At 73.5% G+C, this 21,523-nt stretch carries 22 protein-coding genes; 13 read left to right on the top strand and 9 right to left on the bottom strand.

Going from position 1 to position 21,523, the window contains the following annotated elements:
* The first annotated feature begins 386 nt into the window (after positions 1-386).
* From ACFOWE_RS02470 to ACFOWE_RS02450, 5 genes are all read left to right on the top strand, one after another.
* Complete coding sequence (locus ACFOWE_RS02470) at positions 387-1,364, top strand: ATP-binding protein (RefSeq protein ID WP_377285091.1); 978 nt, start codon at positions 387-389, stop codon at positions 1,362-1,364.
* 64 nt (positions 1,365-1,428) lie between these two features.
* Complete coding sequence (locus tag ACFOWE_RS02465; RefSeq protein WP_377285090.1) at positions 1,429-1,815, top strand: SCO5389 family protein; 387 nt, start codon at positions 1,429-1,431, stop codon at positions 1,813-1,815.
* A gap of 91 nt (positions 1,816-1,906) precedes the next feature.
* On the top strand, positions 1,907-2,161 hold the full coding sequence (locus ACFOWE_RS02460) for an AbrB/MazE/SpoVT family DNA-binding domain-containing protein (RefSeq protein WP_377285089.1): 255 nt from the start codon (positions 1,907-1,909) through the stop codon (positions 2,159-2,161).
* A complete protein-coding gene (locus ACFOWE_RS02455) occupies positions 2,151-2,615 on the top strand; it encodes a type II toxin-antitoxin system VapC family toxin (RefSeq protein WP_377285088.1) in 465 nt (154 codons plus the stop codon). Before ACFOWE_RS02460 ends, ACFOWE_RS02455 begins: the two co-directional genes overlap by 11 nt.
* Positions 2,616-2,639: 24 nt before the next feature.
* Positions 2,640-3,044 carry a pyrophosphohydrolase domain-containing protein gene (locus tag ACFOWE_RS02450; RefSeq protein ID WP_377285087.1) on the top strand — a complete coding sequence of 135 codons (405 nt, stop codon included), beginning with the start codon at positions 2,640-2,642 and terminating at the stop codon, positions 3,042-3,044.
* Between the two features lie 91 nt (positions 3,045-3,135).
* Here ACFOWE_RS02450 and ACFOWE_RS02445 read toward each other — a convergent pair whose 3' ends face one another.
* The 3 genes from ACFOWE_RS02445 to ACFOWE_RS02435 form a co-directional block, all read right to left on the bottom strand.
* On the bottom strand, positions 3,136-4,203 hold the full coding sequence (locus ACFOWE_RS02445; protein WP_377285086.1) for an LLM class flavin-dependent oxidoreductase: 1,068 nt from the start codon (positions 4,201-4,203) through the stop codon (positions 3,136-3,138).
* An 8-nt stretch (positions 4,204-4,211) separates the two neighbouring features.
* Positions 4,212-4,874: a ribonuclease HII gene (locus ACFOWE_RS02440; RefSeq protein WP_377285085.1), complete on the bottom strand. Its 663-nt coding sequence runs from the start codon at positions 4,872-4,874 to the stop codon at positions 4,212-4,214.
* Positions 4,875-4,980: 106 nt separating this feature from the next.
* The gene (locus ACFOWE_RS02435) at positions 4,981-5,916 is read right to left on the bottom strand and encodes a LysR family transcriptional regulator (protein ID WP_377285084.1); all 936 of its coding nucleotides are present in this window, start codon (positions 5,914-5,916) and stop codon (positions 4,981-4,983) included.
* A 95-nt stretch (positions 5,917-6,011) separates the two neighbouring features.
* Here ACFOWE_RS02435 and ACFOWE_RS02430 point away from each other — a divergent pair, with 95 nt between their 5' ends.
* From ACFOWE_RS02430 to ACFOWE_RS02420, 3 genes are all read left to right on the top strand, one after another.
* Complete coding sequence (locus ACFOWE_RS02430) at positions 6,012-7,277, top strand: pyridoxal phosphate-dependent aminotransferase (RefSeq protein WP_377285083.1); 1,266 nt, start codon at positions 6,012-6,014, stop codon at positions 7,275-7,277.
* A 304-nt stretch (positions 7,278-7,581) separates the two neighbouring features.
* On the top strand, positions 7,582-8,226 hold the full coding sequence (locus ACFOWE_RS02425) for a GNAT family N-acetyltransferase (RefSeq protein ID WP_377285082.1): 645 nt from the start codon (positions 7,582-7,584) through the stop codon (positions 8,224-8,226).
* Between the two features lie 373 nt (positions 8,227-8,599).
* Positions 8,600-11,776 (top strand): AfsR/SARP family transcriptional regulator, encoded by a 3,177-nt coding sequence (locus ACFOWE_RS02420; RefSeq protein WP_377285081.1) that lies wholly within the window; start codon positions 8,600-8,602, stop codon positions 11,774-11,776.
* Positions 11,777-12,113: 337 nt separating this feature from the next.
* Here the strand turns inward: ACFOWE_RS02420 and ACFOWE_RS02415 are convergent, their stop codons facing one another.
* Positions 12,114-13,556, bottom strand: coding sequence for a DUF7059 domain-containing protein (locus ACFOWE_RS02415; protein WP_377285080.1), 1,443 nt, complete (start codon positions 13,554-13,556; stop codon positions 12,114-12,116).
* A gap of 142 nt (positions 13,557-13,698) precedes the next feature.
* Here ACFOWE_RS02415 and ACFOWE_RS02410 point away from each other — a divergent pair, with 142 nt between their 5' ends.
* Positions 13,699-14,007, top strand: coding sequence for a hypothetical protein (locus ACFOWE_RS02410; protein WP_377285079.1), 309 nt, complete (start codon positions 13,699-13,701; stop codon positions 14,005-14,007).
* Positions 14,008-14,165: 158 nt separating this feature from the next.
* On the opposite strand, the gene ACFOWE_RS02405 is transcribed toward ACFOWE_RS02410, so the two are convergent.
* On the bottom strand, positions 14,166-14,762 hold the full coding sequence (locus ACFOWE_RS02405; protein WP_377285078.1) for a TetR/AcrR family transcriptional regulator: 597 nt from the start codon (positions 14,760-14,762) through the stop codon (positions 14,166-14,168).
* 65 nt (positions 14,763-14,827) lie between these two features.
* Positions 14,828-15,430: a GNAT family N-acetyltransferase gene (locus ACFOWE_RS02400; protein ID WP_377285077.1), complete on the bottom strand. Its 603-nt coding sequence runs from the start codon at positions 15,428-15,430 to the stop codon at positions 14,828-14,830.
* Between the two features lie 85 nt (positions 15,431-15,515).
* On the opposite strand from ACFOWE_RS02400, the gene ACFOWE_RS02395 reads away from it, so the two are divergent.
* The 3 genes from ACFOWE_RS02395 to ACFOWE_RS02385 all read left to right on the top strand — a co-directional run bounded on the left by ACFOWE_RS02395 (position 15,516) and on the right by ACFOWE_RS02385 (position 18,182).
* Complete coding sequence (locus ACFOWE_RS02395; protein WP_377285076.1) at positions 15,516-16,013, top strand: winged helix-turn-helix transcriptional regulator; 498 nt, start codon at positions 15,516-15,518, stop codon at positions 16,011-16,013.
* A 120-nt stretch (positions 16,014-16,133) separates the two neighbouring features.
* A complete protein-coding gene (locus tag ACFOWE_RS02390; protein WP_377285075.1) occupies positions 16,134-16,919 on the top strand; it encodes an SURF1 family cytochrome oxidase biogenesis protein in 786 nt (261 codons plus the stop codon).
* Between the two features lie 66 nt (positions 16,920-16,985).
* Positions 16,986-18,182 carry an amidohydrolase family protein gene (locus tag ACFOWE_RS02385; protein WP_377285074.1) on the top strand — a complete coding sequence of 399 codons (1,197 nt, stop codon included), beginning with the start codon at positions 16,986-16,988 and terminating at the stop codon, positions 18,180-18,182.
* A gap of 6 nt (positions 18,183-18,188) precedes the next feature.
* Here ACFOWE_RS02385 and ACFOWE_RS02380 read toward each other — a convergent pair whose 3' ends face one another.
* The 3 genes from ACFOWE_RS02380 to ACFOWE_RS02370 form a co-directional block, all read right to left on the bottom strand.
* Complete coding sequence (locus tag ACFOWE_RS02380; RefSeq protein WP_377285073.1) at positions 18,189-18,557, bottom strand: YkvA family protein; 369 nt, start codon at positions 18,555-18,557, stop codon at positions 18,189-18,191.
* A 172-nt stretch (positions 18,558-18,729) separates the two neighbouring features.
* Positions 18,730-19,698: an LLM class F420-dependent oxidoreductase gene (locus tag ACFOWE_RS02375; RefSeq protein WP_377285072.1), complete on the bottom strand. Its 969-nt coding sequence runs from the start codon at positions 19,696-19,698 to the stop codon at positions 18,730-18,732.
* A gap of 188 nt (positions 19,699-19,886) precedes the next feature.
* Positions 19,887-20,561 (bottom strand): TetR/AcrR family transcriptional regulator, encoded by a 675-nt coding sequence (locus tag ACFOWE_RS02370; RefSeq protein WP_377285071.1) that lies wholly within the window; start codon positions 20,559-20,561, stop codon positions 19,887-19,889.
* 166 nt (positions 20,562-20,727) lie between these two features.
* Here ACFOWE_RS02370 and ACFOWE_RS02365 point away from each other — a divergent pair, with 166 nt between their 5' ends.
* Positions 20,728-21,366, top strand: a complete 639-nt coding sequence (locus ACFOWE_RS02365; RefSeq protein WP_377285070.1) for a hypothetical protein — start codon at positions 20,728-20,730, stop codon at positions 21,364-21,366.
* Positions 21,367-21,523 lie beyond the last annotated feature (157 nt).

Here is a 21,523-nt window from a genome sequence, read left to right as displayed (position 1 = left end):
TTGAGGCGACGATTCCACACGGCTCCACCGGGGTCTCAGGCGGGGCGGCACGGCGGCACCACGGAACGGCCGAGCGGGGCGGGGTGGGCGGGATGGGCCGAACAGATCGGTCGCCCGGCGGCACGCCCCCCCCCCGCCGACCGGCCGGAGGGGACCGGCCGGCCGGTCACGATCGGTGACGCCTCCGGCCGTTCCCACCCGCCGGATCCCCAAGCGACGGCCGGAAGACACCCGCCCTCCGGCGGCGTACCGCCATGACATGCCCTTCTTCCCGCCAACGGCGCATCCGGATTCCCGCCGAACCTCCTGCGCGCGCTCACGCACCGTGGCATGATGGCCACCCGTACGAGTTGCAATGGTTTTCATAATCAGATTGGATCGTCATCGTGAGGGTGGCATTCGTCGGCAAGGGCGGCAGCGGCAAGACGACGCTCTCGGCCCTGTTCGCCAGACACACAGCACGCCAGGGCGGGCCGGTCGTCGCCGTCGACGCCGACATCAACCAGCACCTGGGCATGGTCCTGGGCGTCGAGGAGCACGCCCTGCCCCGCCCGATGGGCTCCCACCTGGCCGAGATCAAGGAGTTCCTGCGCGGCGAGAACCCCCGCATCACCTCGGCCGCCGCCATGGTCAAGACCACCCCGCCCGGCCGCGGCTCCCGGCTGCTCCGCCTGCCCTCCGCGGACGGCCCCGCCGACGACCCGATCCACACCGGCTTCTCGGTCACGACCCCGGACGGCCCGCGCCTGATGGTCACCGGCCCGTTCAGCGAGGAGGACCTGGGGGTGGCCTGCTACCACTCCAAGGTCGGCGCGGTCGAGCTCTACCTCAACCACCTGGTGGACGGCCCCGGCGAGTACGTCGTGGTGGACATGACCGCCGGGGCCGACTCCTTCGCCTCCGGCCTGTTCACCCGCTTCGACATGACCTTCCTGGTCGCCGAGCCGACCCGGCAGGGCGTCGGCGTCTACCGGCAGTACCGCGAGTACGCCGCCGACTACGACGTGCCCCTCGCCGTCGTCGGCAACAAGGTCCACGGCCCCGGCGACGTCGCCTTCCTGCGCGAGCACGTCGGCGACGACCTGCTGGTCTGCCTGGAGCACTCGGCCGCCGTCCGCGCCATGGAGCAGGGCCGCCCGTTCGCCCTGGACGACCTGGAGCCCGCCAACCTCCGCGCCCTCGGCACCCTGCTGGCGCACGCCGACGCCCAGGAGAAGGACTGGGAGCGGTTCGGCCGCCAGACCGTCGAGTTCCACCTGCGCAACGCGCGGGCCTGGGCGAACCGGGCCGTCGGCGAGGACCTCGCCGCCCAGGTCGACCCGGAGTTCGCCTTCGGCCCCACACGAGTGTCGCTCCACGGCTAGCTGGAGTGATCACCGGCACCGATCTAGTGTCGGGAAGATCCCCTTCTCGAGAGGAGAACGCAGCATGTCGCTGACCGTTTCGAACGACCTTCTCGCCCAGGCGAGGGCCGGCGAGGTGGACGACGCGGCGTTCGTCGCCTGTGTCCGCGACTCCCTGCCCTACGCCTGGTCGCTCATCAGCGACCTGGTCGCCGAGCGGGAGCGCACCGGCGCCGAGTTCACCGACAACACCGTCCCCCCGCCGAGCGAGGAGGCCCGCGGCCAGCTCCTGCGCTGCCTGGCCAGCGACGCCATGCGCGGCGCCCTGGAGCGCCACTTCGGGGTGAAGCTGGCCTTCCAGAACTGCCACCGGGTCGCGGTCTTCGACCCGTCCGCCACGAAGGCCCACGCCGAGTTCACCACCGCCCGATCCCAGATCCTCAACCAGTCCCCCGAGCTCGTCGACTGCTGACCGGACCACACCAGGGCGCGGACACATCCGTCCGCGCCCTTCCGTTTCCCAAAACGAGGACAGGCTTAGTATCAGGTAGTAGAAGTAATACGTGACTACTCGAACAGGCGGTCCGGGGATGCGGATCAACAGCAAAGGACAGGTGACGATCCCCGCTCACCTCCGGGAGAAGTACAACCTCTCCGAGGGTGACGAGGTGGACGTGGTCGAGGTCGGCAACACGCTGGCCATCGTGCGTCGCGAGGGCAGCGAGAGCAGAGGCAAGAGGCTCACCCGCCACATGCGCGGCAAGGCTTCGATAAGGATGAGCACCGACGAACTCATGGAGCTCCTCCGTGGCGATTAGAGATCATCTGCGGCCGGTTCCCGATCGGCCGACCACTCTTGTCGACTCCTGCGTCCTGCTGGACATACTGATGGACGACCCGAAGTGGGCCGACTGGTCGGACGACGCGGTAGCGCAAGCAAGAGAAGAAGGACCGGTAGTCATCAATCAGGTCATCTACGCCGAAGTCTCTGTCGGCTTCAACAACATCGAAGACCTCGATGATGCTCTGCCCACGTCCGAGATCGAACGTTACGATCTCCCCTACGAGGCGGGGTTCCTGGCAGGCAAGGCGTTCGCGGCCTATCGGCGGCGCGGCGGGCAGAAGAGATCTCCGTTGCCGGATTTCTACATAGGCGCCCATGCCGCCCTGCAGAAGTATCGCCTGATCACGCGCGACACGGCTCGCTACCGGACCTACTTTCCGACCGTCACACTGATCACCCCGGAGTCCGATCAACCTTGGTCGAACTAGGCTCAAGGTATGGATCATGAACCAATGCGACGAGTCGCTGAATTCCGCGAGGTGTTCGACGGCGAGGCCAAGGCCGAACGCCCCGAATTGGCGGAACACCGCCGGACGCTGCTGGTCGAAGAAGCACGCGAAGCCGCCGATGCCCTAACCGACCTCGCGAAGGCCCTGCGAACCGGCGGCGACCCGCTCACCGCGTACAGAGCGGTGGCCAAGGAACTGGCTGACATCCTCTACGTCACCTACGGCGCCGCAGATGCGTTGGGGATCGATCTGCCGGCCGTCTTCGTCGAGGTCCATCGGTCCAATATGAGCAAGCTCGACGCGGACGGCCGAGTCCTCCGCCGAGCCGATGGCAAGGTACTCAAAGGCCCCGGTTACCGGCCGCCGATCCTCGATGACATCGTCGAATGGCCGCCGACCGGTTCCTAAGCGTTTCGCGCGACGTCCGGCCAAGGTGGCGGAGGCTCCGCGGGCACCGCCAGACATCTATCCGGTCCACAGCCGACTTCATCCGACCCGCTCAGCGCACCCGGGGCAGGACCTCGGCGCCGAGGCGGCGGATGTTCTCCAGGGTGCGGGCGTGGTCGCCGGCGCCCTCGACCATGAGGATCAGGTGCCGCAGGCCCGTCGCCGCGGCGGTCCGCTCGATCGAGGCGACGCAGTGGTCCGCCGAGCCGACCGGGTGCGTCGCGCACAGGAAGTCCACGTACGCCCCGACGTCCCGGCGCGGCCGGGGCCGCCCGTCCACCGGCACGTAGCCCGCCAGCCCCGGCTCCAGCCAGCGCGGCATGCTCTCCCTCAGCTCCCGTACGGCCTGCGCCGTCGAGTCGGCCACGTACCCGACGGCGGCGGCGATGTGCCCGGGACCGCCGTCCTCCGACGGGCCGGGCCCGGCGGAACCCGGCATCGGCGGGACACGGACCGGGCCGTCCCGGAAGGCGCCGCGGCCCGGGACCCGGCCGCCGGCCAGCTCCCGGTAGGAGCGGATCGCCTCCGCCTTCTCCTCGTCCCCGACGTGCATGCCCAGCAGCATCGGCAGTCCCCGCTCCGCGGCCAGCGCCACCGTCGGAGGCGAGGTGCACGCCACCACCGGCCGCAGCCGCGCGGCCGGGACCATCGGCACCGGGCGGAACCGGAAGAACTCCCCGTCGGCCGCCACGGTGTCCCGCTCCAGCGCCGAGCAGAGCAGGTCGAGCGACTCGGCGAAGCCCCGCTCGAACCTCTCCAGCCCCGTGCCGAACACCTCCAGGTCCACCCACGGCCCGCCGCGCCCGACCCCGAGGGCGAAGCGCCCGCCCGAGGCGTGGTCGAGGATCGCCGCCTGCTCGGCGAGGTCGACGGGGTGCCGGGTGGACAGCACGCTCACCGCCGTCCCCACCCGGATCCGGCTGGTACGGCCCAGCGCCACCCCGGCGAGCGTCGCCGCCGACGGGCACACCCCGTAGGACATGAAGTGGTGCTCGGCGATCCACGCGTCGTCGAACCCGGCCTCCTCGGCGGCGGCGACCGCCTCGACCGTGTCGCGCAGCACCTGGCCCGGCGGGCGGCCCGGGAAGCCCGCCGCGACGAGGAAGACGCCGATCCGCACCGCGCCGCCTACCCGAAGAGCCCGAGCTGCTCCCCGCCGGCCTGGCGGTGTACGCGCAGGTGCCGCCAGCGGGGCAGCTTGTCGAGGTAGGACCAGGACAGGCGGTGGTGCTCGGTCGGGCCGTGCTCGGCCAGGGCCCGCTGGTGGACCGGGGACGGGTAGCCCGCGTTGCTGGCGAAGCCGTACTCCTCGCAGCCGAGGGAGGCCATGTAGGCGTCGCGGCGGACCTTGGCGACGACGGAGGCCGCGGCGACGGAGACGCAGGACAGGTCGGCCTTGACCTCGCACCGGACCGGCCAGGGGGCGCCCAGGTAGTCGTGCTTGCCGTCCAGGATCACCGCGTCGGGCCGGACCGGCAGCCCGGCCAGGGCCCGGCGGGCGGCCCGGCGCAGCGCCTCGGTCATGCCGAGGGCGTCGATCTCCTCGTGCGAGGCCTCGCCGTACCCGATGCCGGCGGCCCAGGCGGTGATCTCGCCCACCATGGCCTCGCGGCGGGCCCGGCTGAGCATCTTGGAGTCGGTGAGCCCGGCGGGCGGCTCGGACAGGTCGGTGACCACCGCGCAGACCGCCACCGGCCCGGCCCACGCTCCCCGGCCGACCTCGTCGATCCCGGCCACCAGCTTCGCCCCGCCGCCGGACAGCAGGCGTTCGAGCGCGTAGGAGGGAGGCACGAGGGGAGTTTAGTGCGGCCCGGGGCCCGTGTGCGGCCCGTCCCGGGGCGCGGGATCCGCCGCGCCGTACGGGACCGGGCCCGCTCCGCCGCGCCGTACGGGACCGTCAGCGCGCCGCCGGTTCGAGCGCGGTGAGGTCGGCGGCGAGGTAGCGGGCGGCGGTGTGGATCGCGCGGAGGGTCACCGCGACGGCGGGCCGGTGCACGCTGGAGGCGCGGACGACCGCGTGCACGTCGCGTCCGGCCGCCGACCCCGGGATCTCCCGCACGGCGATGCCGCGCACCCCGGCGGCCAGGGCGAGCGCGGGCACGGCGGCGATGCCGACGCCCTTGGCGACGAGGCTGAGGATGGTGCTCAGCCCCTCGAACTCCCACGGCACCGGCCGCCCGCCGCCCACCTCGGCGAGCATCTGGTCGACCGCCATGCGGGAGGGCTCGCCGTCCGGGGTCGCCATCCACGGCTCGTCGCGCAGCTCGGCCAGGTCGACCGGCTCGCCGGGGGAGGCGAGGCGGTGCCCGCGCGGCACCACGAGCACCAGCGGGTCGCGCAGCAGCGGGAAGACCCGCATGGCCGGCGACTCCCGCATCCGGCCGTACCAGTCGTCCACCAGGGCGATGTCCGCCGCGCCCGACTGGACCTCGCGGGTCCCCCGCCCGGCGCGGCCCTGCCGCATGCGCAGGGTCAGCGCGGTGTGCCGGCGGAGCAGGCGGGCCAGCGCGGGGGCGAACGCCACCGCGGCGGTGGGGAAGGCCGTGAGGGTGACCCGGCCGGACGGGGTGCCCGCCTGGGCGGACAGGTCGGACTCGGCGGCCTCCACCATGGCCAGGATGCGCTCGGCGTGCTCGACGAGGCGGCGGCCGGCGTCGGTCAGCTCGGCGCTGCGGGCGGTCCGGTCGAGCAGCACGGCCCCGGCCTCGCGCTCCAGCGCGGCCAGCTGCTGGGAGACCGCCGAGGGGCTGTAGCCGAGGGAGGCGGCGGTCGCGGCGATGCTCCCCTTGCGGGCGAACTCGCAGATCAAGGCCAGCCGGCGCAGATCCAGCATCGGATCTCCTTATGCCCACCCACACGAACCGAAGCTTGTCCTTATGCCTGCATCCCATCACGCTGGGAACGTTCCGCGACAGAGGGGGAAAGGCCATGAATGTCACACTTTCTGCCACGTTGGCGGCCAACGAGGACATCGAACGGAGACGGCACGCGGGCCAGCGCGTGCTGAACCTCGCCTTCGGCGAAGCCGGGCTCCCCGTCCACCCGGCGCTCCGGGAACGGCTGGCGGACGCCTCCGCCCGGAACGGCTACGGCCCGGTCGCCGGGGCGCCCGAGCTGCGCGAGGCCGCCGCCGGCTACTGGACCCGCCGCGGCCTGCCCACCGACCCGGCCCTCGTCGTCTGCGGCCCCGGCAGCAAGCCCCTGCTGTACGGCCTGCTGCTCGCGATCGGCGGCGACGTCGTGCTGCCCGTGCCGAGCTGGGTCAGCTACGCCGCCCAGGCCGAGCTGGCCGGCACGCGCTCCCTGCCCGTCGCGGCGCTCCCCGGCGAGGGGGGAGCGCCCGACCCCGACCGGGTGTCCGCCGCGGTGCGGCGCGCCCGCTCCGAGGGACGGCGGGTGCGCGCGCTGCTGGTCACGCTCCCCGACAACCCCACCGGGACGCTCGCCTCCGCCGACACGGTCAAGAAGATCGCCGAGCTCGCCCGCGACCTCGACCTGGTGATCATCTCCGACGAGATCTACCGCGACCTCGTCCACGACCCCGGCTCCGGCTTCGTCAGCCCCGCCGAGCTGGCCCCCGAGCGGACCGTCGTCACCAGCGGGCTCAGCAAGAGCCTGGCCCTGGGCGGCTGGCGGATCGGCGTGGCCCGGCTGCCCTCCGCCGGCCTGCGCGACCGGCTGCTCGCGGCGGCCAGCGAGATCTGGTCCAGCCCGGCCGCCCCTGTCCAGCAGGCCGCGGCCTACGCCTACACCGAGCCCGCCGAGCTCGTCGAGCGGGTCGCCGCGAGCAGGCGGCTGCACGCCACGCTCGCGCGCGCGGTGCACGCCCGCCTGGTCCGGGCCGGGATCCGGGCGGACGTGCCGCGGGGAGGCTTCTACCTCTACCCGGACCTCACCGGCCACCCTGCCCTCACCGGCCTGGCGGGCTCCGCCGACCTGGCCGCGCGCCTGCTCGACGGGCATGGGGTCGGGGTGCTGCCCGGCCACGTCTTCGGCGACGACCCCCGGGCGCTCCGGGTGCGGGTGGCGACCAGCCTCCTGTACGGCGAGACCACCGAGGAGCGGCTGGCCGCGCTGGCCGCCCCCGACCCCCTCGCGCTGCCCTGGATCGCCGCCTCCCTCGGCCACCTCGACGAGGCCCTCGCCGGCCTGACCGCACCGCGGATCGTCCGGCGGCGACCCCGCACGCCGTAGGGCGACGACACCGCGGATCGCCCGGCGGCGACCCCGCACGCCGTAGGGCGACGACACCGCGGATCACCCGGCGACGACACCGCCCGCCGTACGGTGACCGCCCCGGCCCCGGGGCTCCGGGGCACGGCACATTGCAGTTTGGAAAACCCGCCCGGCCCCCCGTCTCCGTCACGGCGGCCTCCACCCCGCCGACCTGGCATTACATCCGCCCGGCGCCGGGCGGGCGAGCACTTCGCCTGATGCTCACCGGGACGCCCCAAACCATTTGGCATTGCACGTCACACGGAGCCCTCATCATGTGCTCATGCCCGCTTTCGTCACCCTGTCCGGGCGCCTCGCGCGCCTGGAACCGCTCAGCCTCGAGGTCGTCGACGACCTCGTCGCGGCGGCGGGTGAGGACCGTACGACCTACGGCTTCACCCGCGTCCCCAACGGCCGGGACGAGATGGTCTCCTACGTGGAGGCCGCTCTGGCTGAGCAGGCGGAGGGCCGCACGATGCCCTTCGCCATCCGGTGGCTGCACACCGACCGAATCGTCGGTGCCACCCGTCTCATGCACCTGGAGTACTGGCAGGGCCCCATGCCCTGGCCGCCGGGCGCGCGTGGCGCGGTGGGCGAGGTCCCGTCCGTGGCGGACATCGGTTACACCTGGCTGGCGGCGTCGGCCCAGGGCACCGGTGTCAACCGGGAGAGCAAGTACCTGATGCTCTCCCTGGCCTTCGAGACGTGGCAGGTCCACCGCATCACCCTGAAGGCAGACGTACGGAACGTACGCTCCCGGGCCGCCATCGAGGCCCTCGGCGCGCACCTCGACGGTGTGCGGCGGGCGGAGAGCCGAGGCGCCGACGACACGGTCCGAGATACCGCGTACTACTCGATCCTGAGCTCCGAGTGGCCGCTCGTGCGCGAACGCCTGCGCGCGCGGCTCGGCCTGGTCGAGGCCGCGTAGTCCCTTCCCCTGCTCCCCGGTTCTCCGGGTTCCCCCGCCTTTCACGACGAGACATGGAACGAAGGCCCGCCCGGGTGTCCCGGGCGGGCCTTCGTCCGTCCACCGGCGGCCATCCCCGCCACCGGCCCGTCCACCGGCGGCACCCCCTGCCGCCGGATCCCTTCTCGCTCCGGTTCCCTCGATCCGGTCTGCCGGGCACGACCGCCCCCGTACGGGGCCATGCCCGGCATGTCCGTAAGCATCACGCCGACGGCTCAACGCCCGATCAACAGCTGATCAACACGCCGGACGGGCCCTCGACCGCCTATGGGGCCGGGGGTAAAGGATCTATATTTGGCCTAAAAGATTCCCATAAGGGTGGAGAGTACGGGTCATGGCTGCTCCCGACGGCGAGGGCGGGCTGCGCTTCGCCGTACTCGGCCCCGTCCAAGCGTGGCGTGACGGTGCCGAGCTGGATCTGGGCACCCCGCTGCAACGTTCCATCATCGCGATGCTGCTGCTGCGCGAGGGCCGCGCCGTGACGCCTGCCGAGATGATCGACGGCGTCTGGGGGGAGGACGCACCGCCCCGCGCGCTCGGCGCGCTGCGCACCTACGTCTCCCGGCTGCGCGCCGTACTCGAACCGGAGCGCTCCCCGCGCACACCTCCGGGGCTGCTCACCTCGGTGGGCCGCGGCTACGCGCTCCGCCTGGGCGGCGCCCGGCTCGACCTGACCCGCTTCGAGTCCGGGACGCGGGAGGCAGAGTCGGCCCGCCGCGCCGGGGACCCGCGCGGGGCCGCGGACCGCCTGCGCGCCTGCCTGGCGCTGTGCACCGGCGAGCCGCTGGCCGGGGCCGTCGGCCCCTACGCCGAGCACCAGCGCGGCCGGCTGGCCGAGCAGCGGATGACCGCGCTCGAGACCCTCATGGACCTCGACCTGGAGCTGGGCCGGCACGCCGAGGTGGTCTCCGAGCTCGTCGCGCTCACCGGCGACCACCCGCTCCGCGAGCGGTTCCGCGCCCAGCTCATGCTCGCCTACTACCGGTGCGGGCGGCAGGCGGACGCGCTGGCCGTCTTCACCGATATCCGGCAGGCGCTCATCGACGAGCTGGGCGTCGACCCCGGCCCCGACCTGGCGGCGCTCCACCAGCGCATCCTCTCCGGCGATCCGGCCCTGGCCGCCCCCGCCGAGCCGGTACGGCTCCGCCCCGCCCCGCCCGAGCCGGCGCCCGCCGCCCCCGCGCCGGAGGGCGGCGCCTTCGAGCCGCCCGAGCTGCCGCGCCCGGCCCAGCTACCCGCGGCGGTGAACGACTTCACCGGGCGCCGGCAGATCATCGAGCGGCTCCACGCCGTGCTCTCCCCCTCGGACGGCGCGAAGGACGGCACGGCGGGCGGTGCGGTGCCCGGCCAAGCGACCGGCGCGGCGGGCGGCACGGCGGGCGGTGCGGTGCCCGGCGCGGCGATCGGCACGGTGCCCGGCCAAGCGACCGGCGCGGCGATCGGCGCGGTGCCCGACACGGGGAGAGTCCCGGTCGCGGCCATCTCCGGCATCGGCGGCGTCGGCAAGACGACCCTGGCGGTGCACGTCGCCCACGCCATGCAGGACCGCTTCCCCGACGGGCAGCTCTACGCCGACCTGCGCGGCTACGGTGACGAGCCGACCACGCCCGAGTCGGCGCTGGCCGCGTTCCTGCGCGCGCTGGGCCTGCCGCCCGACGTCATCCCGGACGGCCTCGCCGAGCGCTCGGCCCTGTTCCGCTCGCTGCTGGCCGAGCGCCGGATCCTGCTCCTGCTCGACAACGCCCGCGACGCCGCCCAGGTCGCCCCGCTGCTGCCCGGCGCCGCCGGCTGCGCCGCGCTCGTCACCAGCCGCCACAAGCTGGCCGACCTGCCCGGGGCCCGCCTGATCGACCTGGACGTGATGGAGCCGGACGAGGCGCTGGCGCTCTTCTCCGCGGTCGCCGGGCCCGAGCGGGTCGACTCCGAGCGGGCCGCCGCCATGGACGTGGTCGCCGCGTGCGGCTTCCTCCCGCTGGCCGTGCGGATCGTCGCCGCCCGGCTCGCCGCCCGGCCCACCTGGACCGTCGCCTCCCTGGTGCCCCGGCTGGCCGACGAGCGCCGCCGCCTGGACGAGATGCGGGTGGGCAACCTCACCGTGGAGTCGACCTTCGCCCTCGGGTACGGCCAGCTCACCGAGGCCCAGGCCCGGGCGTTCCGGCTGCTCTCCCTGCCGGGCGGACCGGACATCTCGGTCTCCGCGGCCTCGGCGGTGCTCGGCCTGGACCCGACCGAGGCCGAGGACCTCCTGGAGTCCCTGGTGGACGCGAGCCTGCTGGAGGCCCCGGCCCCCGGCCGCTACCGCTTCCACGACCTGCTCAAGCTCTTCGCGCGCAGGATCGCCGAGCGCGGCTCCGGCGCCGTGCCGGACGCCGGGGAGGGCGCGCGGGCGCTGCGCCGGCTGCTCTGCTTCCACCTGGCCTCCGCGCGGTCGGCGCACCGGCTCGCCTACGAGGGCAGCACGGTCGCCGACCAGCTCGCCGTCTCCGGGAGCGGGCACGACTTCTCCTCCGCCGACGAGGCCGTCACCTGGCTCACGGTCGAGGCCGAGAACCTGTTCGCGTCCATCTCCCAGGCCGCCGCCGGAGCGCGGGACGCCGCCTCCCTGCTGCCCGCCGCCGACCTGCTGCTGGCCATGGAGCCGCTGCTGGAGTCGGGCAGCCACGTCCGCGAGTTCGACCTGCGCATCCGGGAGGTGCTCGCCGCCGCCCGGCGGCTGGAGGCCCCCTCCTGCGAGCTGCGCTGCCGCTACCTGAACGGCAGGCTGCTGTTCGGCGCGAACCGGCTGGCCGAGGCGGAGCGGGAGTTCCTGGCCGTGCTGGAGCTGGCGGAGCGGGGCGACCGGATCGTCACCGGCGAGGCGCTCAACGCGCTGGCCGTGGTGGTCGGGCGGCAGCGCCGCCACGTCGAGGCCCTGTCCTGGTTCGACGCGGCCCGCAAGGCGTTCCGGGAGATCGGGGCGTCCGGCGGGGAGGCGCTGACGCTCAGCTACTCCGCCCGCGACCACCTGTTCCTGAACCAGCCGGAGGAGGCGATCGCCGCCGCCGAGCAGGGACTGGCGATCTTCAGCGAGATCGGTTCCGCCGCGGGCACCGCCCGGGCCCGCTACCACCTGGGCATCGTGCTGTCCCGGGTCGGACGGCTGAACGAGGCCGTCCACCACCACGCCGAGTGCCTGGCCTTCTTCCGGACCGGCCACCAGCGGGTCTGGGAGCAGCGGGTCTGCGCGCGCCTGGCCGAGACGCTCATCGCCGCCGAGCGGTTCGCCGACGCGGTCCGCCACGCCGAGCAGGCCCTGACCGTCAGCCGCGAGATCGGCCACCCGTACGGCGAGGCGCAGGCCCTGTGGGTGCTGGGCCGGGCCCTGTCAGGGCTCGGTGAGGCCGGGCGGAGCCGTTCCTGCCTGGTCCGCGCCCACGACCTCTTCTCGGTCCTCGGCGCTCCCGAGGCCGGTGACCTGCGCGCTCTCCTCGACCGCGACCAGGCCGGAGACGGGACCGAGCCCGTCGTATAGAGCGTCGTCGAGACGTGTCGTCCACACGTGGTTGATCACCGGACTCCCGTTCCCGCCGTGACGATGGCGATGTCGTGCCGATGGCGCCGCCGTGCGGCGGCGACGCCATGGTGATGGGGTGCGGGTCCGGCCGGCCGTCAAGGCCTCCGCGTGGCGCGTAGGGGCCCGGGATCATCCGGTACGCCGCGCGACGGCCAGCCGCCTCTCGCGACGGCCGGCCGGACGCGGCCGCGGACCCTTCACCCCCCGGATCCGCGACCACGCCCCGAGCGTCTCCCATCCCGTTCAACGTCGGATCAACAAGTGATCGCCGAAGATGTCCACAGCCTGTGGACAGTCATCCTGTGGATATGTGGAAAAACCCTTCGGCGATCAGCGGGCGGATCCGCTCCAGGGCCTTGCCCGGCAGCTCGTCGCCGCTCTCCCCCGTCAGGTCGGCTATCGCGGTCAGCAGCGGGGCCAGTGGATACTCGCCGTCGCAGACCCCGGCGAGGGCCGCCTCCACCGTCCCCACCCGGGCGCTGCGGCACAGCCCTCTGGTCTGCCGGAGCACGATCGTGGCGGGGTCCTCGGCACCGGGCGGGCCGATCCGCTCCTCCACCACGCCGGCGTCCACGACCAGCCGGGCCGCGAGCAGCTCGGCGTCGGTCAGCCGGTGCGCCGCCGCGACCGAGCCGAGCACGTCCTCCACGTAGCCGCCCACCGGGAGCTCGACCCGCCCGCCGTACTCCTCCACCCGGACCACCGGGTCGAGGCTGCCGGAGTCGTGCAGCGTGATCCAGCCGAAGCCGACGCCCGTGACGCGCATCGCCTCGAACCAGCCGAGCCAGTCGTCGTAGAGCTCCCGGTAGCGGCCGGTGCCCTGCTCCGCGGCGTCGCGCAGCCACAACTCGACGTACTCGGCCGGGTCCTGGACGTCCCGCTGCACCACCCAGCCGTCGCAGCCGGCCTGCGTCAGCCAGCCGCCGACCCGGTCGCGCCAGTCCTCTCCCTCGACGTGCAGCCAGTTGGCCAGGAGCTGGCAGGTGCCGCCGGGGTTGAGGAAGCGGGGCGCCTGCCGTACGAGGTCGCGGCAGAAACCGTCGGCCTCGAAGCCGGACTCCCGGTAGGTGAACCGGCCGCCGGGAGAGATCACGAACGGGGGGTTGGAGACGACCAGGTCGAACCGCTCGCCCTCCACGGGCTCGAAGAGCGACCCCTCGCGGGCGTCCACCCCCTCGACCCCGGACAGGGCCCAGCTCAGCCGGGCCAGCTCCAGCGCCCGGGGATTGACGTCGGTGGCCGTGATCCGCGCGGCCCGGCCCGCCAGGTGCAGCACCTGGACGCCGCAGCCGGTGCCCAGGTCGAGGGCGCGCTCCACCGGACGGCGCGACACCAGCTGGGCGAGGTTGGCCGAGGCGCCGCCCGCGCCCACCACGTGGTCGGCGCGGAGCGCGGGGTCCCCCGGCCGGACCTTCCGGTCGGAGACGACGTAACCGCCGGTCTCCCACGGCTGGAGGTGGACCCGGGAGACGATCCGGGTCCCCTCCGCCGCCAGCAGGCCCGCGGCCTCCAGCTCGGCCACGGGGAGGCCCGGGGGCGCCTCGACCGGGACGCCGAGCCACCACAGCCGGATCAGTGCGCCGAGCGGGTCGCCGTCACGGGTGGCGCGCAGGGCGGGGACGAGTTCCTCTCGGGCGAGGGCGGTGGCGGCGACGTCCCCGAGACGCCCGCGCACGCCCTCGATGGTGTATCCGGTCTCGAGCAGGAGCTCACGGAGCCGGTCCAGCGGATCTTTCACCGCCCTATCGTCGCACTGATCACCGATGCGGACCCAGAGTGATTAAATCGTTACTCACTGTGCCAAGCATTCCGTAAGCGGGACTCGTGCACTTGACGGTAGTTCTGTGTATCCGCATGAACACGCTCCGAAGGAACCGTCGATGTTGATCCCCTGCCTGGTGTGCGAGTCCCGCTTCCGCCCCGACGAGTACTTCCGGGCCTGCCATGACTACGACCGGGGTCTGGACCGGGTCGCCTGGACCTGCCCCCGCTGCGGGAACCGCGACGAGCTCCGGGTCCTGCCCGGAGAGCTCGGATTCGGCTATCCGCGCAGCGGCAGGTTCGACGTGAGCGACCGGGTGCGCGTGCCCGGCCTGCGCCGCCGTCGCCAGGAGCTGCGGCTGGACATCTCCCTGGACGAGAAGGTCTGGCGGGTGCCCACCGGCCGCCACCTGGTGGGGACACGCTGACCCGCCGCGGGCCGGCGCGGCCCCGGCGGGGCGCCGGAAGGCCCGGGAGGCCGCGCCGGAGAGCGCGGGCCGGACCCGGGAGACCGGACCCGAGAGCGGGAGACCGGACCCGGGAGGCCGGACCCGGGAGGCCGGGTCAGGTCCGGGCCGGGTCCGGGTCAGGCGGGGTGGCGACGCAGGCTCTGCCAGGCGGCCGCGCACAGGGAGGCGATCTCCTCCTCCGTGGGCTGGTGCGCCCCCGCGAACCACAGGCGGCACATCTCCACCGCCGGGCCGAGCCAGAGCACGTAGCACATCGTGGGAGGGACGGGCTGGAGCAGGCCCGCCTTCATGTGCGGCCGCCACCAGTCGGCGACGTTCCGGAAGAAGGCCCGGCGCGACTCGGCGACCTCGGTGCCGCCCGGCTCGTTCCGCTTGGGCGGACGCTCGCTGATCAGCAGGTGGGCCCGCTCGCGGTGCTCCCCGCACCAGGACATGTGGAGCGCGACGATGGCCTCGACGCCCTCGCGGGCGCCCTCGTGCCGGCGCAGCTCGGCGAGGAAGGCGTCCTGGTACATGTCCAGCGTCTCGGCGTACAGCGCGCCGAAGACGTGCTCCTTGCTCGCGAAGTGGTGGTAGAAGCTGCCGACGCTGACACCGCTCTCCTCCCGGAGGCTGGCCAGCGTGGTCGCCGAGACACCGTCCTGGCTGAACCGCCGCAGGGCTCCCTCGACGATCCGGGTCCGGCCGTCGCGGCCGTTCTTGGCACTCTTCACGAGGTCAATAGTGCGGCAGCAGAACCTTGTTCTGCAAATGACCGCCGCATCCGGGTGCCGTGATCTTAGCGTACGGACGCCCGCACGGCCCTCCGCCCCGCGGGGACGGGGCTCCGGCGCAACCGCGCGGCCACCTCCACGGTCCCGGAGGAGGCCTTCATGGTCGCGTCCGGCCACCACCCGCGGATCATGGCGAGCACCCTGCGGTTCTCCCCCAGGACGTCCATCCCCACCGTCCGCGCGCCGCCCGCCTCGGCCCGGTGCAGCAGCCGGCCGACCAGCCGCGAGCCGAGTCCGCTCCCCTGCCACCGGTCGGCCACCACGACGGAGATCTCCACCTCGGCCGCGCCCCGGCTGAAGCTCATCGCGTGGCCGACCACGGTCTCCCCGCAGACCGCCACCAGCACGTCACGGCGCTCGTCCACCCTCAGCAGGGACCGGACCAGGCCCGCGCCCGGGTTCCCGAGCGCGGTGAAGAAGCGCAGGACCTGCGTGCGCGGGGACAGATCGCACAGGAAACCCCGCATCCGGTCCTCGTCCTCCATCCGGGCGGGCCGGATCTCGATCCGCGCCCCGGCCGGCGGCCGCGCCGGGGGCTCCCCGCCATCCCCCTCCGGTACGGCCCGCACCCGGTCTGGGCGCTCACACGCCACCTGAGTCCTCATCATGGACTCAGAGTCGCGCGATCATCTGAGTCTGTCAAGTAGACCCAGATGCGTTGGATGCGCTCCCGGAGCCGCTTACGATGCGGCTATGAGTGAGGCGACCGTCGGCACGGACCCCCTGCGGGTGGACAACTGCTCGATCGCGCGCACGCTGGGCATCGTGGGCGAGAAGTGGACCTTCCTCGTCCTCCGCGAGGCCTTCAGCGGGGTGCGCCGCTTCGCCGACATGCAGGCCGGCACCGGAGCCCCCCGGCAGGTGCTGAGCGCCCGGCTCTCCCGGCTGGTGGAGGAGGGACTGCTCCGCAAGGTCCCCTACCGCGAGCCCGGCCAGCGGCAGCGCGACGAGTACCGGCTGACCGAGATGGGCCGCGACCTCTACCCGATCATGGTGGCGCTGATGCACTGGGGCGACCGCTATCTGGCCGACCCCGACGGGCCCCCGGTCCTCCTCACCCACCGCGGCTGCGGCGCCCTCATCGAGCAGCACTTCCGGTGCGCCCAGGGCCACGAGGTCGACGGCCCCCGGGACGTCACCCCGCTGCCCGGCCCCGGCGCCGAGCCGCGCGCGACCGGCACGGGAGCCTGAGGCCGGACCCGGACCCGGACCCTGACCCGGACCCGGACCCGGACCTGGGGCCGCGCACACGCCGCGCCCGGAGCCCGGTCGGCGGACGGGGCGGTCGGTGCGGTGCCTACTCTTGGTGGCGTGTACCGCTTCCTGCTGACCCGTCGCTGGATCGCGCTCCACATCGTGGTGCTGCTGGTCATCCCCGCCTTCGTCTTCCTGGGACGGTGGCAGTTCGGGCGATTCGAGGAACGGTCGGCCAGCAGCGACCGGATCACCGCCAACCTCGCGGCGCCCCCGGTCCCGCTGACCGAGCTCACCACGGTCGGCGGCGCCGTCCGCGAGCAGGACAGATACCGCGCGGTGACGGCCACCGGCACGTTCGACGCGGCTCACCAGCTCCTGGTCCGCCGCCGCACGCAGAACAGGGCCGTCGGCTTCTACGTGCTCACCCCGCTGGTCACCGGCGAGGGCCGGGCCGTGCTGGTGAACCGGGGCTGGGTCAGGGCGGGCGTCACCGCCGACGCCCTGCCGGAGGTCCCCGCGCCCGCCACCGACCAGGTGACCGTCACCGGACGGCTGCGCCCCGCCGAGAGCGAGGAGTCCACGGGCATCCGCGACCTGGACGGTCTGCCCGCCGGGCAGGTGATGCTGATCGACACCGCGGCGATCGCGCCGGGCCTGCCGTACGAGCTGTTCGGCGGCTACGTGGAGCTGACCGGGCAGGTCCCCGCGGCCGCCGCCGCGCCCGAGCCGGTGACCGAGCCGGACGTCGGCTCCGGCGGCGGGCTCAACCTCGCCTACGGCGTGCAGTGGTGGCTGTTCATCGGCGTCGCCGTCGGCGGCTGGCTCCTGCTGATCCGCCGGGAGGCCGCCGACCTGAAGGCCGGGGCCGACGAGGAGAGCACGGAGAAGGTGAACGCTTGACCTGGTGGATCAACACGACACGCCATGGCTTGTCCAGCGTGAGGCCAACGCCGTACCGTTGACCGCGTGACTACGCCGCTACTGCCCGACCCCGAGCCCAGGCGGCGGGACTATGTCATCATCTCGGCCGACGACCACCTGATCGAGCCGCCTGACATGTTCGCCGGCCGCGTCCCGGACAAATACGCCGAGCTGGCGCCGAAGGTCGTGGAGACCGAGTCGGGCCACCAGGTCTGGCGGTACGGCGGAGCCACCTACCCGTGCGCCGGTCTCGACGTCGGCGCCGGCCTGCCGCGCGAGCAGTGGACGCTCGACCCCGTCCGGTTCGAGCACATGCGGCCGGGCTGCCACGACATCGAGGCGCGCGTGGCGGACATGGACCGCGCGGGCGTCTGGGCCGCGCTCTGCTTCCCCGGCATGCTCGCCGGACAGGCCGGCATGGTCTTCTCCCGGACCCGCGACCAGGAGCTGGGCCTGGCGGTCCTGCGCGCCTGGAACGACTGGCACGTCGAGGTCTGGGCGGGCACCTACCCCGAGCGCATCATCGCCCTCCAGCTGCCCTGGCTGACCGATCCGGAGCTCGCCGCCAAGGAGATCCGGGACAACGCCTCCCGCGGCTTCAAGGCCGTGCTGTTCCCCGAGTTCCCCACCCGGCTCCGCCTGCCGTCGATCCACGGGGACCACTGGGACCCGTTCTTCCGGGCCTGCGAGGAGACCGGCACCGTCATCTGCCTGCACACCGGGGCGGGCTCCTGGACGCCGGTGCCCTCGCCCGACACCCCGGTCGAGGCGATCACCACGCTCATGCCGGCCAGCGCCATGTTCGCCTGCGCCGACTGGCTCTGGTCCGGTGTGCCGCTCCGCTTCCCCGCTCTGCGCATCCTGATCGTGGAGGGCGGCGTGGGCTGGCTGCCGATGCTCGCCGAGCGGGCCGACTACGCGCTGGACCACCCGGTCGCCGGGGAGGCCGCCTGGGACGGCCCGCTGAAGCCCAGTGAGATCCTGCGCCGCAACTTCTTCTTCGGCACGCTGAACGACCACGCCCTGTCCGGTGTGCGCCTGGCCGTCGGGCTGGAGCACGTCCTGCTGGAGAGCGGCTACCCGCACTCCGACTCCACCTGGCCCGACACCCAGCAGACGGTCGCCCGCGACCTCGGCAGCCTGCCGCCCGCCGACATCGCCCGGGTGACCTACGGCAACGCCGCCCGGCTGTTCGGCCACCCGCTCCCGTCCCGTGCCTGGCTCAGGATGGAGCAGCTCTGAGCGCGCTCAGGGGCGGCCGTGCTCCCCGGCCGCGCCCGGCGGGACGACCCTGAGCGCGCGCCCGCGCTCCCACTCGACGTAGCGCCCGCTCTCGCCGAGCAGCGAGCCCATCAGCCAGAGGAAGACGCCGAAGTCGTCGGCCACCCCGACGAGCGCCAGGAAGTCCGGGACCGCGTCGATGGGCGAGATCATGTAGATCACGCCGAGGCCCATCAGGGCGAGCCGCCCCTTGCCCACGCCGGGGTACTCCCCGCGCAGCGCCGAGCCGACCATCCGGGGCAGCGCCCGCAGGCGCGCCCCGAGCTTCGGCGAGCCGGGCCGGTTCACCTCCCGGTACGTCCGCCAGACCTGGGCCGCGCGTGCCGCCTTCGCCATCGGATACCTCCTCGCAGAACCCGTCCACCGGAACGGGTACTACCCGCCATCTCGCGATATAACGCGTAACGGCGGCAGAAGGTTCCGTCCGGTCGCCGACCTCGCACGGCCGCGACCCCGTACGGCCACCGGCTCCGCATGATCGTGTCCGCGCGTCCCGGACCGGGCCGTCTCACTCCACGCCGGGCGCCAGCTCCCGCACGGCCTGCGCGATCGGCACCTCGCCGCCGGGGATCGGGGCGAGCACCGGGGTGTCCAGGCCGCATGCCACGTACTCGCGGATCCGGGCCCGGCAGGTGGCCGCGTCGCCGTGCACGATGAGCGCGTCCACGACCTCGTCGGGGATGGCCTTCAGCGCCGCCTGCCGGTCCCCCGCCGCCCAGGCCTCGTGCATCGGCCGCAGCTGCTCCCCGCGACCCAGCCAGTCGTGGAAGGCCGCGTAGACCGGGACGGTCAGGTAGCTGGCGAGCATCCACCGGCCGAGCTCCCGGACCTTGTCGGCGTCCTCGCTCACGCACACGAACAGCCGGGCGACCAGCTCGGTCTCCGGTCCGATCTCGGCGCGGACCTTCCGCACGTCCTCCGGCGCGAGCCAGTTGGTGATCGCGCCGTCGGCCTCCTCGGCGGCCAGGTGGAGCATCCGGGGCCGGAGGGCGGCCAGCACGATCTTCGGCGCGACCTTGGGCGCGCGCTCCAGTTTGAAGCCCTTGACCTCGAACGTCTCGTACTTCTCGGCGACCTTCTCGCCCGCCAGGGCCTTCTTCAGGAAGCGCAGGGTGTCGCGGGTCCGCGAGAAGGGCTTGCTGAACTCCCCGGCGTTCCAGCGCTCGACGATGGCCGGGGAGGAGGCCCCGATACCCAGCACGAACCGGCCGGGGGCGAGGTCGGCGAGCGTGGCGGCCGACATGGCCAGCAGGCCGGGGCCGCGGGTGGAGGCGGGCACGATCGCGCTGCCGAGCCGGAGGCCGGGGGCCCACTCGTTCGCCAGCGCGAGCGGGGTGAAGCCGTCGACGCCGTTGACCTCGGCCGACCAGATGTCGGTGTAGCCGAGGGCGGGAAGCTCGGCCACCAGCTCCTTCGAGCCGGCCAGCGAGCGGTCGTAGAAGGGGACCGTCATGCCCCAGCGTGCGCCCGTCGTCATCGTGCCGCCTTTCGTGGTCCGTGCCTGTGGTCCCGCCGCGGTCCGCCCGGAGGAACACCAGAACGACATTCTGGTCCAGCTTGCCGTACCCGACCCGGGGGCCGTCAAGGACTGACCATACCAACCGGACGGTATGCAGCGGGAGCGGGGACCGGACGGCCGGGGCGGCGGCTCCGGGCCCCCGGCGTTCACGAGCGCAGCTCGTGCACCCCCGCGATGAAGTCCCGGGCGACACCCCGCAGGCCCGGCAGGTGGGAGAGCCCGACCAGCCGGTCCACCAGCGGCACGGTCAGCTCGATGAGCCGGTAGGTCCGCCGGCAGCCCGCCGAGTCGTCGTGCACCCAGAACAGCACGACGCCCATCGAGAGCAGCCAGAGCAGCTCGGGCAGCTCCGCCCGCAGCTCCGCGTCGATCCGGTCCGACGCGCCCTCCACGACCCGGCGGTAGATCGCGATCGACGCCTCGCGCGCGGGCGACGACTCGGCGCTGAACGGGCTGAGCGGGTTGCTCGGCTCGGCCGCGTGCTTGAAGAACTTCACCGCGAACGCGTGGTACGGCTCGGAGACCCGGACCCACTCCCGCAGCACCCCGTCCAGCCGCCCGGCCAGGGAGCGCTCGGCGGCCAGCACCCGCTCGCACGCCGCCTCGTGCTCGGCCTGCGCCCGGTCGTAGTAGGCCTGGACCAGCGCCTCCTTGGAGGAGAAGTAGTAGTAGGCGTTCCCCACCGAGACCCCCGCCTCGGCGGCGATGGCCCGCATCGTGGTCGCCTCGTACCCCCGCTCGCGGAACAGCCGCAGGGCCGTCTCCACGATGACCTCACGGGTCCTGTCGGATCCCCTGCTCCTTCGGGTCGGCTCGGACACGCTCGTCACTGTACGGCCCGGGCCCCCGTGAGTCATGGCGCCTCACGGTGATCGGCATCACAGTGCAAAGATCCGGTTGATGCGGGGATCACGTGGTTTCGATCCTGTTCCCGCGGTGGGATTGATCTTCTCGCGGAAGGGCGACCCGCGACAAGGAATCAGGTTCATGGGAACACGTCCCACCAGGAACAGGGCTGTCCGGCTCGCCGCCGGGGCCCTGCTCGCCGTGCAGACGGCGATGCTCTTCGCCTCGTCCACCGACACCACCGACACCACCGCCCCGGCCGGGCGCACGCCGCTCGCCGCTCCGGACAGATACGCACCACCCGCCGCCGGTCGCCTCGGGCCCGCGCTCCGGATCGCGAACGGGCCCGCGGACCATCGGGCGGACCGCCGCAGCCGCAGGAACCGCCCCGTCTGGCTCACCCACGCCCAGGCGGTCAGGAGGCTCGAACGGAACGGGCTGGACCTGTACTCGTCCGGCCGGTGCGCCGACCGGGCGAACCGGCGGTGCACCTCGCTGGAGGCGGTCCGGACCGAGACCCTGCGGGGGGTCATCCGGCTCAAGCGCCGCAGCGGCTGCCCCGTCACCCTCACCGGCGGCACCGAGACCGGCCACACCCCCGGCCGCTACAGCCACGGCAACGGCTACAAGCTGGACGTCGAGCCCAACGCCTGCCTCGACCGGCACATCAGGCGCACCCAGCCGTTCCGCGGCGTGCGCTCCGACGGGGCCCTCCTGTACGGCTCCGAGGAGGAGCTCTACGCCCGCACGCCCTCCCACTGGGACATCGTCTTCGTCTGAGGGCCTTGGGGTCTCTGAGGGCCCTGAGGACTTTGAGGTCTCTGAGGACTTTGAAGGTTCCGAGGGTCTTGAGGACCCTGAGAGTTCTGAGAGCGGGGCCGTACACGCGCGAAGGGCCCGGCCGCCGTAACGGCGGCCGGGCCCTCGGCGGGCGCGG

This window comes from Planomonospora corallina, assembly GCF_042650625.1.
Taxonomy (GTDB): Bacteria; Actinomycetota; Actinomycetes; order Streptosporangiales; family Streptosporangiaceae; genus Planomonospora_B; species Planomonospora_B corallina.
Note: the sequence above shows the minus strand (reverse complement) of the source record. Positions and strands in the feature narration are given on the sequence as shown.

Coding starts and splice junctions, on each gene's coding strand:
- ACFOWE_RS02375 (WP_377285072.1), bottom strand. CDS start 19,698: ATGACGACGGGCGCACGCTGGGGCATGACGGTCCCCTTCTACGACCGC.
- ACFOWE_RS02430 (WP_377285083.1), top strand. CDS start 6,012: ATGAATGTCACACTTTCTGCCACGTTGGCGGCCAACGAGGACATCGAA.
- ACFOWE_RS02410 (WP_377285079.1), top strand. CDS start 13,699: ATGTTGATCCCCTGCCTGGTGTGCGAGTCCCGCTTCCGCCCCGACGAG.
- ACFOWE_RS02395 (WP_377285076.1), top strand. CDS start 15,516: ATGAGTGAGGCGACCGTCGGCACGGACCCCCTGCGGGTGGACAACTGC.
- ACFOWE_RS02425 (WP_377285082.1), top strand. CDS start 7,582: ATGCCCGCTTTCGTCACCCTGTCCGGGCGCCTCGCGCGCCTGGAACCG.
- ACFOWE_RS02380 (WP_377285073.1), bottom strand. CDS start 18,557: ATGGCGAAGGCGGCACGCGCGGCCCAGGTCTGGCGGACGTACCGGGAG.
- ACFOWE_RS02365 (WP_377285070.1), top strand. CDS start 20,728: ATGGGAACACGTCCCACCAGGAACAGGGCTGTCCGGCTCGCCGCCGGG.
- ACFOWE_RS02435 (WP_377285084.1), bottom strand. CDS start 5,916: ATGCTGGATCTGCGCCGGCTGGCCTTGATCTGCGAGTTCGCCCGCAAG.
- ACFOWE_RS02450 (WP_377285087.1), top strand. CDS start 2,640: ATGCGACGAGTCGCTGAATTCCGCGAGGTGTTCGACGGCGAGGCCAAG.
- ACFOWE_RS02465 (WP_377285090.1), top strand. CDS start 1,429: ATGTCGCTGACCGTTTCGAACGACCTTCTCGCCCAGGCGAGGGCCGGC.
- ACFOWE_RS02420 (WP_377285081.1), top strand. CDS start 8,600: ATGGCTGCTCCCGACGGCGAGGGCGGGCTGCGCTTCGCCGTACTCGGC.
- ACFOWE_RS02400 (WP_377285077.1), bottom strand. CDS start 15,430: ATGATGAGGACTCAGGTGGCGTGTGAGCGCCCAGACCGGGTGCGGGCC.